Consider the following 17,817-nt stretch of genomic DNA (forward strand, 5'->3'; position numbering starts at 1 on the left):
GAGACCTACTCCGGCTGCAAGTACAGCGCCGCGAGCGGCGGCAGGGTCAGCTCGACCGAGGCCGGTCGCCCACCCCAGGGCGTGGCGGTCGCCTCGACGCTGCCGAAGTTGCCGACCCCCGACCCGCCGAACTCGCCAGCGTCGGTGTTGATGACTTCGCGCCAGCGGCCCTCGCGCGGCAGCGGCAGCCGGTACGACTCGACGGGGTTGCCGCTGAAGTTGACGACCGCCACGATGGGCGCACCGTGTGCGTCGCGGCGTTCGAAGGCGATGACGTTGTTGCCAGCATCCCCGCCTTCGAGCCATTCGAAACCGGCGGCAGAATTGTCGAGTTGCCACAGAGCGGGCGTCTCGCGGTACACGCGGTTGAGCTGGCTGACGAGTCGGTGCAGCCCCTGGTGCACGGGCTGATCGAGAATCCACCAGTCGAGCCCGCGCTCTTCACTCCACTCGCTCGGCTGACCGAACTCCTGGCCCATGAACAGTAGCTGCTTGCCGGGGTGCGCCCACATGAACGCGAGGTAGGCGCGCACGTTGGCGAGCTTCTGCCACTGGTCGCCGGGCATCTTGGCGAGCAGTGAGCCCTTGCCGTGCACGACCTCGTCGTGGCTGATCGGCAGCAAGAAGTTCTCGCTGAACGCATACAAGAAGCTGAAGGTGATCTCGCCGTGGTGGTGCGAACGCCACATGGGGTTGCGCGCCATGTACGAGAGGGTGTCGTGCATCCACCCCATGTTCCACTTCATGCCGAAGCCGAGGCCGCCTTGGCTCGTGGGCTTCGTGACGCCGGGCCACGAGGTCGATTCTTCGGCGATCATGACGATGCCCGGCACGCGCTTGTAGGCGGTCGCCGTCACCTCCTGCAGAAAGCTGATCGCCTCGAGGTTCTCGCGCCCGCCTTGCGCGTTGGGCAGCCACTGGCCTTCTGAGCGCGAGTAGTCGAGATACAGCATGCTCGCGACGGCGTCGACGCGCAGGCCGTCGATGTGAAACTCTTCGAGCCAGTAGAGAGCGTTGGCGACGAGGAAGTTGCGCACCTGGCTACGGCCGAGGTCGAAGATGTAGGTGCCCCAGTCGGGGTGCTCACCGCGTCGAGGGTCAGGATGCTCGTACAGGGCCGCACCGTCGAACCGGCCGAGCGCCCACTCGTCTTTCGGAAAGTGCGCCGGCACCCAGTCCATGATCACGCCGATGCCGGCCTGGTGGAGGCGGTCGATCAGGTACCGGAGGTCATCCGGGTGCCCGAATCGGGAGGTCGGCGCGAAGTAGCCGGTGACCTGGTAGCCCCACGAGGGGCCGTAGGGGTGCTCAGCGAGCGGCATGAACTCGATGTGGGTGAAGCCGAGCTGAGTGACGTAGTCGATGAGCGGGTCGGCGATCTCGCGATAGCTGAGGCCGGGCCGCCACGAGCCGAGGTGCATCTCGTAGACGCTCATGGCGGCGTCGTGCGGGTTGCTCGCCGCACGGCGGGCCATCCAGTCGCCGTCGTTCCAGTCATAGTGCGAGTCGCCGACGACGGATGCCGTGGCCGGGGGAGTCTCGGTGTAGCGGGCCATGGGGTCAGCGCGGGTCACCCACGCGCCCTCGGCCGTGAGCAGCTCGAACTTGTACGTCGAGCCGGCGTCGAGCCCGGGCACGAAGAGCTCCCACACGCCGTTGTCGTCGAGGCGGCGCATCGCGTGGCCGACGCCGTTCCAGCTGTTGAAGTCGCCCACGACGCGCGCGGCCTGGGCGTGCGGCGCCCAGACGCTGAAGCTCGTGCCATCGATGCCCTCGTGCGGGCGATGGTGGGCGCCGAGCACCTGCCAGAGTTGCTCGTGACGGCCCTCACCCCACAGGTAGAGGTCGATGTCGCCGACGCTCGGCACGAAGCGGTAGGGGTCATCGGCATGCCAGTCGGGTCCGCCGTCGTAGGTCGTGCTGACCGTGTAGGCCTGACCGTCGGCGGGGCCGCCCGGCAGCAGCCCGTGCCAGAGCCCGTCGGCGTCGTGGGTGAGCGCGTGTTCGCTGCCGTCGGCGCGCACGATCGTGACGCTTGCCGCGAGGGGGCGCACGACTCGCACAAGCCAGCCTGCACCGACGACGTGCTGCCCCAATGCGTCGTGCGGCCGGGGGTGCCTGCCCTCGACGAGCGCTCGGCGATGGTCGGGGTGCAGAAGTGGGAGGGACGGCGTCGAGCTCTCGATCGGGGGAGCGTTTTTCTTTGGCGTGGTCTTCTTCTCGGCCATCACATGCCCTTCGGGTAGTCGATGCGCAGAATGTGCACCGGCTCGATGAAAGCGTCGAGTCTCACATAGTTGTCGGCACCCCAGCGGTAGCGCTCGCCCGTGATGAGGTCTTTCACGTCGAAGGTCGCGCCGGGCTCGAGGCCGAGAGCCTCCAGATCGAGGTGCACCGTGGTCTCGCGAGCCGAGTGCGGGTCGACGTTGGCGACGACGATGATGCCGTCGGTGCGGCCACTCCGTACGAAGCGCCCCGGCAGCACCTTCGAGTAGACGAGAATCGCTTCGTCGTCGCTCGCATGCACGGTCAGGTTGCGCAGCTGCCGCAGGGCGGGGTGCCTCGACCGGATCGTATTCAGATTCGTGAGATAGGGCGCGATCGTCGTTCCGGCCTTCGCGGCGGCAGCCCAGTCGCGCGGCTTGTACTCGTACTTCTCGTTGTCGATGTTCTCTTCGCTGCCGGGTCGGGCGATGTTCTCGATGAGCTCGTACCCGCTGTAGACGCCCCACGTGGGGCTCGCTGTCGCCGCGATGGCGGCACGGGTCTTGTAAGCCGGCACGCCCCCGAACTGCAGGTACTCGGTGAGGATGTCGGGGGTATTGACGAAGAGGTTGGGGCGCAGGAAGGCGCTCGTCTCGTGGCTGAGCTCGGCCAGGTACTGCTCGAGCTCGCGCTTTGTGTTGCGCCAGGTGAAGTAGGTGTACGACTGCTGGAAGCCCACGGCACCGAGCGACTGCATCATGGCGGGGCGGGTGAAGGCCTCAGCGAGAAAGACGACGTCGGGGTGCACGAGGCGCACCTGCTCGAGCAGCCACTCCCAGAAATGCAGCGGCTTGGTGTGCGGGTTGTCGACCCGGAAGATGCGCACCCCTCGGTCGATCCACAGCAGCACGAGCTTGAGCACCTCACGGCTGAGGCCGTCAAAGTCGTTGTCGAAGTTGAGCGGGTAGATGTCTTGGTACTTCTTGGGCGGGTTCTCGGCGTACTGGATCGACCCGTCAGGCAGTGTCGTGAACCACTCCGGGTGCTCGGCAACCCAGGGGTGGTCGGGCGCGCACTGCAGCGCCAGGTCGATGGCGATCTCGAGCCCGTTCTGCGCGGCGGCGGTGACGAAAGCCTCGAAGTCTGCGACGGTGCCCAGATCGGGATGCACGGCCTCGTGCCCGCCCTCGGTAGAGCCGATCGCCCACGGGCTGCCGGGGTCGTGCGGGCCAGGGGTGAGCGTGTTGTTGGGCCCCTTGCGATTGACGCGTCCGATCGGGTGGATCGGCGGCAGGTACAGCACGTCGAACCCCATCGCGGCGACGGCCGGCAGGCGCTTCGCAGCTGTCGCAAACGTGCCGCTCTGCCAGGAGCAATCGCGCTTCTGCTTGGCCCCTTCTGATCGGGGGAAGAATTCGTACCAGCTGCCGACGGCGGCGCGCGTGCGCTCGACGCGCAGCACGAGCTGCTCGCTCACGGTGCGCAGGCTGAGCGGGCGGTGCTCGGCCAACGCTGCGGCGAGACGCGCATCGGTGGCGACGGCGAGCCGCGCGCTCGGGGTCAGCGTCATCTTGCGCATCGCCGCCCGGGCTTCCGTGAGCACTGCCGCGGCGGGCGTCGTGCCGGCATCGGCGATAGCGCGCTCGAGCAGCTGCGCGCCCGCGATGAGCATGAGCTCGACGTCGACGCCGGCCGCGATCTTGACGGTTGCGGCGTGCAGCCACGTGGCCCAGTCGTCGGCGAAGGCCTCGACGTGCCACGTCCAGTCTCCGGGCTGCTCGACCTGCACCTCGGCATGCCAGCGATCGGTGCCGGGCGCGCCGATGCTCATCGGGTGGCGGGAGTCGGTGCCGTCAGGGGCCGTGAGCACGAGTTCGGCGCCGAGCAGGTCATGGCCCTCGCGAAAGACGGTCGCGGCGAACGGCACCACCTCGCCGACGAACGCGGTGCTCGGCCATCGATTCTCCGGCTGAACCGGGCTCAGGTGACGGATCGGGATGCGCCCGATGCGGTGGGAGAAGGAGGAGCGATGCGTCGTTGCCACGCTACGACCCTACGCCGGGAGTGAATCGTGCGCGCGATGACCGCAGATGGTTGACAGAGCCGGCCCGCACCGGGTGGGCGGGGGCCGATTCGACGTGAACCAGGCCGACAACCGCGTGTGTCCTCCATGTGGCGGACAAAATGTACCCCGCGCGGGGTACGCGAACTTTCGTCAGAAGCTGGCGGGCGTGTATGCGCACGCATACAGTGTGATGAGCACGCGACGTACCGCCGAGAGACCCGAACTCGGCGGGCCGCCCGCGCCGAACGACCACGCCAACCCGAATGGCGTGGTGAAACAGGACCGAGTCTCGCCCCCGTGCGAGGCCGGTCCTGTTCGGGTTAACGGCGGGCTGCCGACGCGGGGTCGATCTCGGTGCGACGGAAGTGCGTGCGCGCAGCGGTGGCGGCGCTCGCTCGGCGCCAATCTGGAACCGGTTGCGGAACTCGCGCTCGACCCGCCTAGAGTGGGTGGTCGGGGTGCCCCCACCCGCCCCACGTCGAGGAGTGATGACTGTGAAGGCGATCCGCCGCTTCACTGTGCGAACCGTGCTGCCCGAATCGTTGAACGCCGTGACGGCGCTCGCGGCGAACCTGCGCTGGTCGTGGCACGAGCCGACCAAGCAGCTGTTCGCCCGTATCGACCCCGAGCGGTGGGAACTACTCGACCACGACCCGATCGCACTGCTCGGCGGCGTCGACCCGGCTCGACTCGACGAGCTCGCCCACGACGCGCAGTTCATCGCCGACGCCGAAGCTCTGCGCGCCGACCTCACGGCTTATCTCGAGAACCCCCGCTGGTACCAGGGGTTGCACGACGCCCCCGCGCGCATCGCCTACTTCTCGCCCGAGTTCGGCATCGCGTCGGCGATTCCGCAGTACTCGGGCGGCCTCGGCATTCTCGCGGGCGACCATCTCAAGAGCGCGAGCGACCTCGGGGTGCCGCTGATCGGCGTTGGTCTGTTCTACCGCGCCGGCTACTTCCGCCAGGCGATCGACCGTGACGGCTGGCAGAAAGAGACCTACCCCGTCATCGACCCCGACGGCCTGCCGATGCAGATGCTGCGCGAGCACGACGGCAGTGCGGCGCGCGTCTCGCTGACGCTTCCCGGCGGCGACGCCCTGCACGCGCGGGTCTGGCAGATGACCGTCGGCCGCGTCGTGCTGCTGCTGCTCGACACCGACATTCACGACAACACCGACGAGCTGCGCGGCGTCACTGACCGGCTCTACGGCGGCGGCGGCGAGCACCGCCTGCTGCAAGAGCTGCTGCTCGGCATCGGCGGCGTGCGCGCCATCAAGCGCTACGTCGAGCTCTCGCAGACCCCTGCCCCCGAGGTCTTCCACACGAACGAGGGCCACGCAGGCTTCTTGGGGCTCGAGCGCATTAGCGACCTGATCTCTGACGGCCTCTCGTTCGACGAGGCGCTGCAGATCGTGCGCGCCGGCACACTCTTCACGACCCACACTCCCGTGCCCGCGGGCATCGACCGCTTCGACGGCGAGCTCATCGAGCGCTACTTCTCGACCTCGCTGCTGCCCGGGGTGAGTGCACCCGACGTGCTCGCGCTCGGCACCGAAGACTACGAAGGCGGCGACCCTGCCGTCTTCAACATGGCCGTCATGGGCCTGCGGCTCGCGCAACGCGCCAACGGTGTCTCGCAGCTGCACGGCGACGTCTCGCGGGGCATGTTCGGAGCGCTCTGGGAGGGCTTCGATCAGGATGACGTGCCGATCACCTCGGTGACCAATGGCGTGCACGCGCCCACGTGGACCGACCCGCTCATGGTCTCGCTCGCGAAGCAGAAGCTCGGCACCTACGAGACCTCGTCGTGCGACTGGAACTCTGACGCCGTCACCGACGCCGACCTCTGGTCGGTGCGCCGCGCGATGCGCGAGCAGCTCGTGCGCGATGCACGAGCACGCACGATCGCCGCGTGGGCCGAGCAGAACCCCGGCGTCGCGGCACCGAGCTGGATGACCGAGCTGCTCGACCCCGACGTGCTGACGATCGGTTTCGCGCGTCGCGTGCCCACCTACAAGCGCCTGACGCTCATGCTCCACGATCAAGACCGCCTGCGCGCGCTCCTGACCGACCCCGAGCGCCCCGTGCAGCTCGTGATCGCCGGCAAGTCGCACCCCGCCGACGACAGCGGCAAGGCCCTGATTCAGAAGCTCGTGCAGTTCGCGGCCGACCCCGAGGTGCGTCGCCGCATCGTGTTCCTGCCCAACTACGACATCGGCATGGCCCGCGTGCTGTACCCGGGCACCGACATCTGGTTGAACAACCCGCTGCGTCCGCTCGAGGCGTGCGGAACATCCGGCATGAAGGCGGCCCTCAACGGCTCTCTCAACCTCTCCATTCTCGACGGCTGGTGGAACGAGTACTACGACGCCGAGAACGGCTGGGCGATTCCGACCGCCGATGCCGCGGGCGACGGTGCCGAGCGCGACAAGCTCGAGGCTGAGGCGATGTACGACCTCATCGAGCACCAGATCGCCCCGAGGTTCTACGACGTCGACGCCGACGGCCTGCCGAAGCGCTGGCTGCAGAGCATCCGGCACACTCTCGCCACCCTGTCGCCCGAGCTCTCGGCCGACCGCATGGTGCGCGAGTACGTTGAGCGCCTCTACGTGCCGGCGGCGCACGCCGAGCGTGCGATCACGGCCGACGATCACCGCCCAGCTCGTGAGCTCTCCGCCTGGAAAGCCCGGGTGGCGCAAGAGTGGCCGCACGTCGCCGTGACGCATGTGGAGTCGGGCGGAGTGCAGTCGCCGCAGGTGGGCGACCAGCTCACGGTGCGCGCGCACGTGCAGCTCGCTGGGCTGACCGCCGACGACGTGCTCGTCGAGGTGGCCTTCGGTCGCGCTCGCAATGGCGATGACCTCGTCGACGTGCACCGTCAGCCGCTCGAGCTCGCACACCACGAGCTCGGCCAGCCGGCCGCCTTCGCGGGAACCGTCTCGCTCGAGCGCGCGGGATCATTCGGCTACACGGTGCGCGTCACACCGCGCCACGCTCTGCTGGCGAACCCGGCCGAGCTCGGGCTCATCGCCGTCGCGCACTGACCCCTGAACTGAGCACCGCCGCGGGCGGTCAGCGCGCGATATCGGCGACCTGACCGCTCGTGATGCGCAGCAGGGCATCGGGCGCGAGCTCGATGTCGAATCCGCGGCGACCACCCGAGACGAAGATCGTCGGCCAGAGCTCGGCAGTCTCGTCGAGCACGGTCGGCAACGCCGTCTTCTGGCCGATGGGCGAGATGCCTCCGACGACGTAGCCCGTCTTGCGCTCGGCGACGGCAGGGTCGGCCATCACGGCGCGTTTGGCGCCGACGGCAGCGGCGAGGGCCTTGAGATCGAGCATCCCCGTCACCGGAACGATGCCGACGCACAGTCGGCCGTCCGCCTCAGCCAGCAGCGTCTTGAAGACCCGATCGGGATCAAGGCCGAGCGCGGAGGCGGCTTCAAGACCGAAATTCGACGTCGCGGGGTCGTGCACGTAGGTGTGGGCGGTGAACGGGATGCCCGCAGCGGTCAGCGCGACCGTCGCGGGAGTCGTCGGCCCTGCCTGCGGTGCCGACCTAGCCATGAGCCGTGCTCCGACCTCCGCAGCAGCCCTCAGTCATGTGCCCGCAGCAGCAGCATCGACGTGGGCCCGAGGGTGATGGTCTCGCCCGGGGTGTGGTGCGGCTCGACCTGGGCGATGTCGTCGTGCGAGCTGTCCCACAGCACCGTGTAGCCGACGACGCCCTCGTGGGCGGGCAGCCTCACGTCGACCTCGACTTCGAGGCCGTGCACGATGAGCAGAATGCGGTTGAAGTCTTCGAACTCGGGCGTGGAGGCCGCGAGGTACTGCAGGGTGCGCTCTTCAGGTGAATCCCAGTCCTCCATCGTCATCGCTTCGCCGTCCTTGTTGTACCAGTCCATCTGCGTCGCGTTCGGCACGGTCTCGCCCCAGCGGCCGTAGCGCAGCGGGCGCAGCGCGGGGTTCTCACGCCGCAGTTGCAGCAGTCGACGGGTCACGCGATACAAGTCTTCTTGCCAGCCGTCGTGTTGCCAGTCGAGCCAGGTGAGCTCGCTGTCGTGGCAGTAGGCGTTGTTGTTGCCGCGTTGGCTGCGCCCGATCTCGTCGCCGGCGGTGATCATCGGCATGCCCGCGCTCAGCAACAGGGTGCCCATGAGGTTGCGCATCGCCTTGCGGCGCACGGTCGTGATCACGGCATCGTCGGTGAGGCCTTCGACGCCGTGGTTGAACGAGCGGTTGTTGTCGGTGCCGTCGCGGTTGTCTTCGCCGTTGCCGAGGTTGTGCTTCGCGTTGTACGAGACCAGGTCGGCCATCGTGAAGCCGTCGTGCGCGGTGATGAAGTTGACGCTCGCGAGGGGTCCGCGCTCTTCGGCGAAGACGTGCGCGCTGCCCGTGATGCGGCGGGCGAGCGATCCGATGCCTTCGGGCGCCAATCCGTGGCTGCGGTCGGTTCCGATGTCGGTGAGCCAGAACGCGCGCGCCCGGTCACGAAAGCCGTCGTTCCACTCGTGGTACCCGGCCGGAAAGTTGCCGACCTGCCACCCGCCCATGCCGACATCCCAGGGTTCTGAGATCATCTTCACGCCCTGCAGGGCCGGGTCGTCGAGAATCGCGCGCAGAAGAGGATGCCCGGGGTCGAACTCGGTGTTCGCATCGCGCCCGAGCGTCGCCATGAGGTCGAACCTGAAGCCGTCGACCTGCACTTCGTTCGCCCAGTAGCGCAGCGAGTCGAGCACGAGGCGCTGGGCGGCGGGGCGCGAGAAGTCGACGGTGTTGCCGCAGCCGGTGGTGTCGATGTAGTCGCCGTCGGGGGTGTGGCGGTAGTAGGCGGCGTTGTCGATGCCGCGCAGGCTCGTGGTCGGCCCCTCGGGCCCCTCTTCGGCGGTGTGGTTGTAGACCACGTCGAGCACGACTTCGAGGCCGGCCTCGTGCAGCAGCTTGACCATGCCCTTGAACTCGCGCAGCACCGCGCCCGTGCCGCCGAACTGCGCGTGGCGCGTGGCGTAGGCCGCGTGCGGGGTGAAGAAGTTGAGGGTGTTGTAGCCCCAGTAGTTGATGAGCCCCTGGCCCTGCAGGCGCTGTTCGCTCACGAACTGATGCACGGGCAGCAGCTCGATCGTCGTGATGCCGAGGTCTTTCAGGTACGCGATCGTGGCGGGGTGTGCGAGCCCCGCGTAGGTGCCCCGCAGGTCGTCGGGCAGTTCGGGGGCGAGTTTGGTGAGGCCCTTGACGTGCGCTTCGTAGAGCACCGTGTGATCGAGGGGGATGCGCGGCTTCTGCGCGCCGCCCCAGTCGAAGGCGTCGTCTTGCACATAGGCGCGCCAGTCGCCGTCGGGGGTGCGGGCAAGGCCGCGCGCATACGGGTCGAGCAGCAGGCGCTCGGGGTCGTAAGAGTGGGTCGGGCCGGTCGGGCCGTCGACTCGCAGGGCATAGCGCGTGCCCGGGGTGAGTGATCGCGTCGTCGTGCGCCAGACTCCGAAGCGGTTGCGCTGCAGCTCGTGCGTCTCGGTGATCCACGAGGGGTCGTCGGCCGCGAGAATGCACAGTTGCATCGAAGTTGCGTGCTCGCTCCAGACGCGCAGCTCGCCGCCGCGCGAGGTCTGCCGCACCCCGAGGTGCCCGAGCGCATCCATCGAGGCCATGCGTCTTAGGCTAGGTCAACTGGCACCGCGCGCTGTTCACCGCCCCCGCGACGCTTGTCGGCGATCGGTCCCGCAGCGCCGTGTCGCACACCCGTGTCGCACCCCTGCCGAGAGGAGGCCCCGTGATCTACCTCGACCACGCCGCCACCTCGCCGATGCCTGCGGCCGTGCGCGAGGCCTACCTCGACGCTCTCGAGCTGCAGGGCAACCCTTCGTCGATTCACTCGGCCGGCCAGCGGGCGCGCGCCATGGTCGACGACGCTCGCGTGCGCATCGCGGCAACACTCGGCGTCGAGGCGATCGAGGTGACGTTTACGGGCGGCGGCACCGAGGCGGTGAACCTCGCGATCAAGGGGATGTTCTGGGCTCGCAACGCGTCAGCATCGCGCCCGGGCGGCGCGCGTGCTGCCGGTTCGGGCGACGCGCGACCTCGATCGCGCCTGCTGGTGCCGCGCGCCGAGCACCACGCCACCCTCGACGCGGTCGAGTGGCTCGCCCAGCACGAGGGCGCCGAACTGGTCTGGCTCGAGGTCGAAGAGCTCGGAGCCCTGCGCCTCGACCACCTGACCGAGGCGCTCGGCGACGGTTCTGACGTGGCCTTACTCACGATGCTCGCGGCGAACAACGAGGTCGGCACGCTGCAGCCGGTCGCGCAGGCTGCGGCGCTCGCTGCGGCAGTCGGCGTACCCGTGCACGTCGATGCGATCGCGGCCTACGGGCAGGTGCGGCTCGATCCGCTGCCGCACGGGGTGTCGGCCGTCTCGATATCAGCCCACAAGGTCGGCGGACCCGTCGGGGTCGGGGCGCTCGTGCTGCGTCGCACGGCCGAGGTCGTGCCGTTGCTGCACGGCGGCTCGCAGCAGCGCGGGCGCTCGGGCACCATGGACGCCGCGGGCGCCGAGGCCTTCGCTGTCGCGGCCGAGCTTGCTCACGCCGAGCTCGACGAGCGTGCGGAGCACAAGCGCGCGCTGCGCGAGCGGCTCGCGGAGGGCATCCGTCGGTCGGTGCCGCAGGCGGTGATCAGCGGGGCCGCGGGCGCGGTCGCTCGGGCGATGACCGATGCGCACTCCGGCGACGCGGCTCATGCCTCGGGCGGCCGCCTCGACTCGACCGAGCTCAATGCCCTCGCCTTGCCCGGCACCCTGCACTTCACCGTGCCGGGCGCCGAGGGCGACTCGCTGCTCATGCTGCTCGATGCGGCGGGCTTCGCCGTCTCGACGGGCTCGGCGTGCCAGGCGGGGGTTCCCGAGGCCTCGCACGTGCTGCTCGCGATGGGGCTGAGCGAAGCGGATGCTCGCGGCGCCCTGCGCGTCACCCTCGGCCCGGCGACCACGGTCGACGAGATCGACGCGCTGCTGGCTGCGCTGCCGGCCGCGGTCGAGCGCGCGCAGGCGGCGGGTCTCGCGGCGCAGGTTCCGCGCCTGGGCCGCTGAGCGCGCACCAAGCGGAGCCGCGTACCCTGGAAGCATGCGAGTTCTGGCAGCGATGAGCGGCGGCGTCGACAGCGCCGTGGCCGCTGCGCGCGCGGTCGACGCCGGCCATGACGTCGTCGGCGTGCACCTGGCGCTCAGCCGCATGCCCGGAACCCTGCGCACCGGAGCGCGCGGCTGCTGCACGATCGAAGACAGCCTCGACGCGCGTCGAGCGGCCGAAAAGCTCGGCATCCCCTTCTACGTGTGGGATTTCAGCGAGCGCTTCCGCGCCGACGTCGTCGACGATTTCATCGCCGAGTACGCCGCGGGTCGCACCCCGAACCCCTGCATGCGCTGCAATGAGCGCATCAAGTTCGCGGCCGTGCTCGAGAAGGCTCTCGCGCTGGGCTTCGACGCCGTCGCAACCGGCCACTATGCCCACATCGTCACCGACGCCGCGGGCAATCGCGAGCTGCACCGCGCATCGGACGAGGCCAAAGACCAGTCGTACGTGCTCGGCGTGCTGACAACCGAGCAGCTCGCGCACTCGATGTTTCCGCTCGGCACGACGCCGTCGAAGGCCGTCGTGCGCGCCGAGGCCGAGGCGCGGGGGCTGACGGTGGCGCAGAAGCCCGACAGTCACGACATCTGCTTCATTCCCGACGGCGACACCCGCGGATGGCTCGCCGACCGCATCCCGCCCACCGAAGGCACGATCGTCGACCGATCGGGCGAGGTCGTGGGGGCGCATGACGGGGCCACGAGCTTCACGGTCGGTCAGCGCCGTGGACTCAACCTCGGCGTGCCCGCACCCGATGGTCGCCCGCGCTTCGTGCTCGAGGTGCGCCCGAGCTCGAACGAGGTCGTCGTGGGCCCGCGCGAGGCGCTCGCGATCCGCGAGCTCGCCGGGCGGCGCTTCACGTGGGCGGGGCTCGACCCGGTCGCGAGCGGCATCACCGCCGTCGACAATTCTGCGGGGCCCGATGCTCCGGATGCCCTCCTGCCGTTCGACTGCCACGTGCAGGTGCGCGCTCACGCCGACCCCGTGCCCGCGGTCGCGCGCGTCGCCAATGGCGAGCTCGTCGTCACGATCAGCGAGCCACTGCTCGGCGTCGCGCCGGGCCAAACCGCGGTCATCTACGTAGGCACTCGTGTGCTCGGACAGTGCACGATCGACCGCACGGTCGCGGCCGACCTCGTCGCGGCGCAGTAGGGCCAGGCGCACCGAGCCTCGCGGGGCCCGCCGCTCTCTAGACTGGCGCCGTGACCGCCGAGCTGCTGCGCCTGACTGACGCGCCCGCGACGCGCCCTGGCGCCGCGCCCGCCGACTTCTGGCCGCGCTTGACCGCCGCAACGGCGCACCTCGACCCGCCGCTGGGCGTCATCGATCGCGCGGCATTCGCGTTCAACGCCGCCGACCTCGTGCGTCGTGCCGGGGGAGTGCCCATCAGGGTGGCGAGCAAGTCGATCCGCGTGCGCGGCCTGCTCGACGCGGTGCTCGCGCACCCCGGCTTCGCGGGAGTTCTCGCCTACACGCTGCCCGAGGCGCTGTGGCTCGCGACCCCGCGCGCGACGGGCGGCACGAGCGCGGGCACCCCGGGCAGCGCGGACGGCAGCATCGACGACGTCGTGCTGGGCTACCCCACGACCGATCGCGCGGCCCTCGCGCGGCTCGCGGCCGACGAGCAGCTGGCCGCGCGCGTAACACTCATGATCGACGACGTCGCCCACCTCGATCTGATCGACTCGGTCACCCCGCCGGGCGCGAGGCCGAGCATCCGCATCGCGCTCGAACTCGATGCGAGCTGGCGCGGCCCGCTCGGCCATCTCGGGGTGCGACGCAGTCCGCTGCACGAACCTGAGCAGCTCGCTGCCCTCGCCCGCACGGTCACCGAGCGCCCCGGCTTCACGCTCGTCGGGGTCATGGCCTATGAGGCGCAGATCGCCGGTCTCGGCGACGCGCCGCCGGGGCGGCCGGTGCGCGGTGCGCTCGTGCGCGGCATCCAGCGACGGTCTCGTGCCGAGCTTGCCGACCGTCGTGGTCGTGCCGTCGCCGCCGTGCGCGCAATCGCCGAGGCCGCGGGCACGCCCCTGCAGTTCGTGAACGGCGGCGGCACCGGAAGCCTCGAGTCGACCGCCGCCGACCCCAGCGTCACCGAGCTCGCCGCCGGCAGCGGACTCATGGGCCCGCACCTGTTCGACACGTACCGCGGCTTCACGCCCGCGCCCGCTGCTGCGTTCGCCCTGCCGGTCGTGCGCCGCCCCACCGACGACATCGCCACGCTGTTGGGCGGCGGCTGGATCGCGAGCGGGCCCGCGGGCGCCGACCGCGTTCCGCAGGTGGTGTGGCCCGAAGGCCTGCGGATGCTCGGCTCCGAGGGTGCCGGAGAAGTACAGACTCCTCTGCGCGGGGCCGCCGCCCGCACGCTGCACGTGGGCGACAAGGTCTGGCTGCGCCACACGAAGGCGGGGGAGCTCAGCGAGCACCTCGACGCCTTCCACGTCGTCGACGGCGACCGGGTGGTGGGCGAGCTGCCGACGTATCGCGGCGAAGGGCAGGTGTTCTTGTGAGCGAGAGCAGCGCGACCGAGGCGCACGCAACCCGGCTGAGGGGCACGCAGGCAACGGCGGCCACCTCCGAAACCAGCGCGAGGCGCACACGCGCCTCGCGCCCGTGGCGCAATTGGGCTCGCACCGAGCAGGTGACGCCCGCGCGCGTCGAGCGCCCGGCGAGCGGTGACGAGGTCGTCGCCGCGATCGCGCGGGCTCGCACCGACGGGCTGCCCGTCAAGGCGATCGGCTCGGGCCACTCGTTCACGGGCATTGCCGTCGCGCCGGGCGTGCAGCTCGACCTGACCGACCTGGCCGGCCTCACGCACCTCGACGCCACCACCGGTCTCGTCACCCTCGCGGCCGGCACCAAGCTGCACGCCGCCTCGGCGCTTCTGCACGAGCACGGCCTCGCGTTCGAAAACCTGGGCGACATCGACGTGCAGTCGATCTCGGGGGCGCTCAGCACCGGCACCCACGGCACGGGTCGGGCATTCGGCGGCCTGGCCACGCAACTTCGGAAGGTGACCCTCGCCACCGCCGACGGTCACCTCTTGCCCATCAGCCCGACCCTGAACGCCGAGCTGTGGCCCGCCGCGCGCCTCGGGCTCGGAGCCCTCGGGGTGCTCGTCGACCTCACCGTGCAGACGGTGCCGACGTTCGTGCTCGCGGCAGACGAGCATCCGGAGCCCCTCGATGACGTTCTCGACGACTGGCCGAACCGGTCGACGCAGGCCGACCACGTCGAGTTCTATTGGTTTCCGCACACGAAACTCGCCCTCACCCGCAGCAACACGCGTTTGCCCGCCGATGCCCCGCGGCAGCCGGTCGGTCGCGTGAAGCGCTGGGTCGACGACGACCTGCTCGGCAACGGGCTCTACGAGGTGCTGTGCCGCATCGGCTCGATCGCGCCCGGCACGATTCCCGGGTTCAACCGGCTCGCGTGCGGCGTGGCCTTCAACCGACAGGCCGCCGACTTCTCGCACCGCGTGTTCGCGAGCGAGCGGCGCGTGCGGTTCCGCGAGATGGAGTACTCGGTGCCGCTCGACGCCGTCGCACCCGTCATGCGCGAGCTCGACCGCGTGATCGAGGCAAACGGCTGGCGCATCTCGTTTCCGATCGAGGTGCGCGCAACGGCCGCCGACGACGTGTGGCTCTCGACCGCGCACGGCCGCGAGAGCAGCTACATCGCCGTGCACCGCTACCACCGCGAGGATGCTCACGACTACTTCGCCGCCGCCGAGGCGATCCTGCGCGCGCACGACGGCCGCCCGCACTGGGGCAAGCTGCACAGCCGCACGGCGGATGATCTGAGGCCCGCCTACGCGCACTTCGACGAGTTCCTCGCCGTGCGCGACCGACTCGACCCCGACCGGGTCTTCACGAACCCCTACCTCGACCGAGTCCTCGGCCCCTAGCCGCAGAGTCAGGGCGCGCTCCTAGACTGTGCGCGTGGCTGAGAAACCCGTCGACGAGCGCGATGTCGAGACCCTGACCCGCGACGAGGCCCGGGCCGAGGTCGAGGCGCTCACGAGTCGCATCCTTGAGTTGCGAGACGCCTACTACTCGCGCGACACCGTGCTCGACGACGACGCCACGTATGACGCGATGGTGCGGCGGCTCGAGCTCATCGAGCATGCGTTCCCCGAGCTGCAGAGCCAAGACTCACCGACGCAGACGGTCGGCGGTCGCGCCGAGACCACGATGTTCGCCCCGGTCGAGCACGCCGAGCGCATGCTCAGCCTCGACAACGTGTTCAACGTCGACGAGTTCGCCGAGTGGGCGGCGAAGGTCGAGCGCGACGCAGGGCGCCCGGTGCGCTGGCTGTGCGAGCTCAAGATCGACGGGCTGGCCCTCAACCTGCGCTACGAGCGCGGAGTTCTGGTCACGGCGGCCACGCGCGGCGACGGACGCGTGGGCGAAGACGTGACGCCCAACGTGCTGCAACTCTCGGGCATCCCGACCCGGCTCGCTGGCGACACCGCAGAGTTGCCCGACCTCGTCGAGGTGCGCGGCGAGGTGTTCATTCCGAAGGCGGCATTCGACGAGCTCAACGCCTTGCAGCGCGCGGCGGGCGAGCGCGAGTTCGCCAACCCGCGCAACGCCGCGAGCGGCAGCCTGCGCCAGAAGGCTGAGGGCAAGAACGCCGAGCAACTCGTGCGCATGCGTGACCGACTGAGCCGACTGCGGATGCTCGTGCACGGTATCGGCGCCTGGCCGAACCCGCCCGTCACCGCGCAGAGCGAGGTCTACGAGCTACTCGAGCGCTGGGGGCTGCCGATCAGCACGCACTTCCGCGTGCACGACACTGCCGCCGGCGCCGCCGAGTTCATCGCCTTCCACGGCGAGCACCGCCACGCCGTCGAGCACGAGATCGACGGTGTCGTCGTCAAGGTCGACGAGCTCGAGTTACACGGCGAGCTTGGCGCCACGAGTCGTGCCCCCCGCTGGGCCATCGCCTACAAGTACCCGCCCGAACAGGTGAACACGAAACTGCTCGACATCGTCGTGAGCGTCGGCCGCACGGGTCGCGCGACTCCGTTCGCGGTCATGGAGAAGGTGCGCGTCGCCGGCAGTGAGGTGCGCCAGGCCACGCTGCACAATCAAGTCGTCGTCAAGGCCAAGGGCGTGCTCATCGGCGACACGGTCGTGCTGCGCAAGGCCGGCGACGTGATCCCCGAAGTGCTCGGGCCCGTCGTCGAGCTGCGCGACGGCACCGAGCGCGAGTTCGTTATGCCGCGCGATTGCCCCGAGTGCGGCACGCCGCTCGCTCCGGCGAAAGAGGGCGACATCGACTTGCGTTGCCCCAACGCACGCAGCTGCCCCGCCCAGGTGCGCGGCCGTGTCGAGCACATCGGCAGTCGTGGTGGCCTCGACATCGAAGGCCTCGGTGAGATCAGCGCGGCCGCGCTCACGCAGCCCCAGATTCCGGATGCTCCGCCGCTGATCACCGAGGCGGGCCTGTTTGACCTCACGCTCGACCAGCTGCTGCCCATCGAAGTGGTCGTGCGCGATGCCGAGACGGGGCTCGCCAAGCTCGACGACGAGGGCGAGGCCAAGTTGCGCTCGCCGTTCCGCAAGATCGAGCAGCAGTACGGGCCCGAGGCTGAAGGGCTCGAGCCGGCCGAGATTCGTGCGCGGGGCATCCGTCGTCAGCCGGCTGCCGTGCCGAGTGCGCTGGCGCTGCAGCTTCTCGACGAGCTCGAGAAGGCCAAGACTAAGCCGCTGTGGCGCATGCTCGTGTCGCTCAATATTCGCCATGTCGGCCCGGTTGCCGCTCGTGCGCTGGCCGACTGGTTCGGGTCACTCGACGCGATCAGGGCGGCAACCCTCGACGAGCTCGCGGCCGTCGATGGCGTGGGGGCGATCATCGCCGAGGCCGTGCAGGAGTGGTTCGCGGTCGACTGGCACGTCGAGATTGTCGAGCGCTGGGCGGCTGCCGGAGTGCAGTGGGCGACGCCAGGTCACGCCGGACCAGGTGCGGCGGCCGCCGCCGGGGGAGTGCTCGCGGGGCTCACCGTCGTCGCCACGGGATCTCTCGAGGGTTTCACGCGCGAAGGTGCCCAAGAAGCGATCATCGCGGCGGGCGGCAAGGCCGCGTCGAGTGTGTCGAAGAAGACCGACTTCGTGGCGGCCGGCCCCGGAGCCGGTTCGAAGCTCGCGAAAGCCGAAGAGCTCGGGCTGCGCATCATCGACGCCGAGCAGTTCGCGATTCTGGTCAGCGAAGGGCCAGACTCACTGCCTCCGGCATAGCGAGAGCCGGTTTTCACACTCCCTTCCCAGATGTCGGCCATGTAAAGACTGAGTGTGAATTGGGAAGAACTTTCGTTTCACCCCCAAAGTGGGGTGCTTTTCCCCTAGCATGAAACTGCGCCGAGGGTACTGAAGTGGGGAAGCCCAGACCCTCGGTAGTGAGGGGATTCACGGCTTGCTGCTC

Annotated in this window: 10 protein-coding genes; 6 read left to right on the forward strand and 4 right to left on the reverse strand. The window is 69.7% G+C overall.

Translation table 11 applies throughout. The annotated features are described in order from the left end of the window. Nucleotides 1–5: 5 nt before the first annotated feature. A complete protein-coding gene (gene glgB, locus KL788_RS13285; protein WP_293172678.1) occupies nt 6–2,228 on the reverse strand; it encodes a 1,4-alpha-glucan branching protein GlgB in 2,223 nt (740 codons plus the stop codon). After that, entirely contained in the window at nt 2,228–4,249 is a 2,022-nt protein-coding gene (locus KL788_RS13290) for an alpha-1,4-glucan--maltose-1-phosphate maltosyltransferase (protein WP_428846124.1), read from the reverse strand. The genes glgB and KL788_RS13290 overlap by 1 nt, the downstream gene beginning before the upstream one ends. A 515-nt stretch (nt 4,250–4,764) precedes the next feature. Here KL788_RS13290 and glgP point away from each other — a divergent pair. After that, a complete protein-coding gene (gene glgP, locus KL788_RS13295; RefSeq protein ID WP_293173360.1) occupies nt 4,765–7,317 on the forward strand; it encodes an alpha-glucan family phosphorylase in 2,553 nt (850 codons plus the stop codon). Nucleotides 7,318–7,345: 28 nt separating this feature from the next. On the opposite strand, the gene ybaK is transcribed toward glgP, so the two are convergent. Both ybaK and glgX read right to left on the reverse strand, forming a co-directional pair. Next, the gene (gene ybaK / locus KL788_RS13300) at nt 7,346–7,840 is read right to left on the reverse strand and encodes a Cys-tRNA(Pro) deacylase (RefSeq protein ID WP_293172681.1); all 495 of its coding nucleotides are present in this window, start codon (nt 7,838–7,840) and stop codon (nt 7,346–7,348) included. 29 nt (nt 7,841–7,869) lie between these two features. Then, nucleotides 7,870–9,918 carry a glycogen debranching protein GlgX gene (gene glgX, locus KL788_RS13305; RefSeq protein ID WP_293172684.1) on the reverse strand — a complete coding sequence of 683 codons (2,049 nt, stop codon included), beginning with the start codon at nt 9,916–9,918 and terminating at the stop codon, nt 7,870–7,872. Nucleotides 9,919–10,040: 122 nt separating this feature from the next. Here glgX and KL788_RS13310 point away from each other — a divergent pair, with 122 nt between their 5' ends. The 5 genes from KL788_RS13310 to ligA are packed head-to-tail and all read left to right on the forward strand — an operon-like array spanning nt 10,041 to nt 17,633. Further along, a complete protein-coding gene (locus KL788_RS13310; protein WP_293172687.1) occupies nt 10,041–11,351 on the forward strand; it encodes a cysteine desulfurase family protein in 1,311 nt (436 codons plus the stop codon). A 34-nt stretch (nt 11,352–11,385) separates the two neighbouring features. Further along, nucleotides 11,386–12,543, forward strand: a complete 1,158-nt coding sequence (gene mnmA, locus KL788_RS13315) for a tRNA 2-thiouridine(34) synthase MnmA (RefSeq protein ID WP_293172690.1) — start codon at nt 11,386–11,388, stop codon at nt 12,541–12,543. A gap of 50 nt (nt 12,544–12,593) precedes the next feature. Continuing rightward, nucleotides 12,594–13,901, forward strand: a complete 1,308-nt coding sequence (locus KL788_RS13320; RefSeq protein WP_428846125.1) for an amino acid deaminase/aldolase — start codon at nt 12,594–12,596, stop codon at nt 13,899–13,901. A gap of 35 nt (nt 13,902–13,936) precedes the next feature. Continuing rightward, on the forward strand, nt 13,937–15,298 hold the full coding sequence (locus tag KL788_RS13325; RefSeq protein ID WP_428846141.1) for a D-arabinono-1,4-lactone oxidase: 1,362 nt from the start codon (nt 13,937–13,939) through the stop codon (nt 15,296–15,298). 34 nt (nt 15,299–15,332) lie between these two features. Continuing rightward, the gene (gene ligA / locus KL788_RS13330) at nt 15,333–17,633 is read left to right on the forward strand and encodes an NAD-dependent DNA ligase LigA (protein ID WP_293172696.1); all 2,301 of its coding nucleotides are present in this window, start codon (nt 15,333–15,335) and stop codon (nt 17,631–17,633) included. Nucleotides 17,634–17,817: the final 184 nt, after the last annotated feature.

Source organism: Microcella sp. (assembly GCF_019739195.1).
GTDB lineage: Bacteria > Actinomycetota > Actinomycetes > Actinomycetales > Microbacteriaceae > Microcella.

What these genes read in the sequence shown, in the direction of transcription:
- glgB (WP_293172678.1), bottom strand. Translation starts at nt 2,228, where the DNA reads ATGGCCGAGAAGAAGACCACGCCAAAGAAAAACGCTCCCCCGATCGAG.
- ybaK (WP_293172681.1), bottom strand. Translation starts at nt 7,840, where the DNA reads ATGGCTAGGTCGGCACCGCAGGCAGGGCCGACGACTCCCGCGACGGTC.
- glgX (WP_293172684.1), bottom strand. Translation starts at nt 9,918, where the DNA reads ATGGCCTCGATGGATGCGCTCGGGCACCTCGGGGTGCGGCAGACCTCG.
- mnmA (WP_293172690.1), top strand. Translation starts at nt 11,386, where the DNA reads ATGCGAGTTCTGGCAGCGATGAGCGGCGGCGTCGACAGCGCCGTGGCC.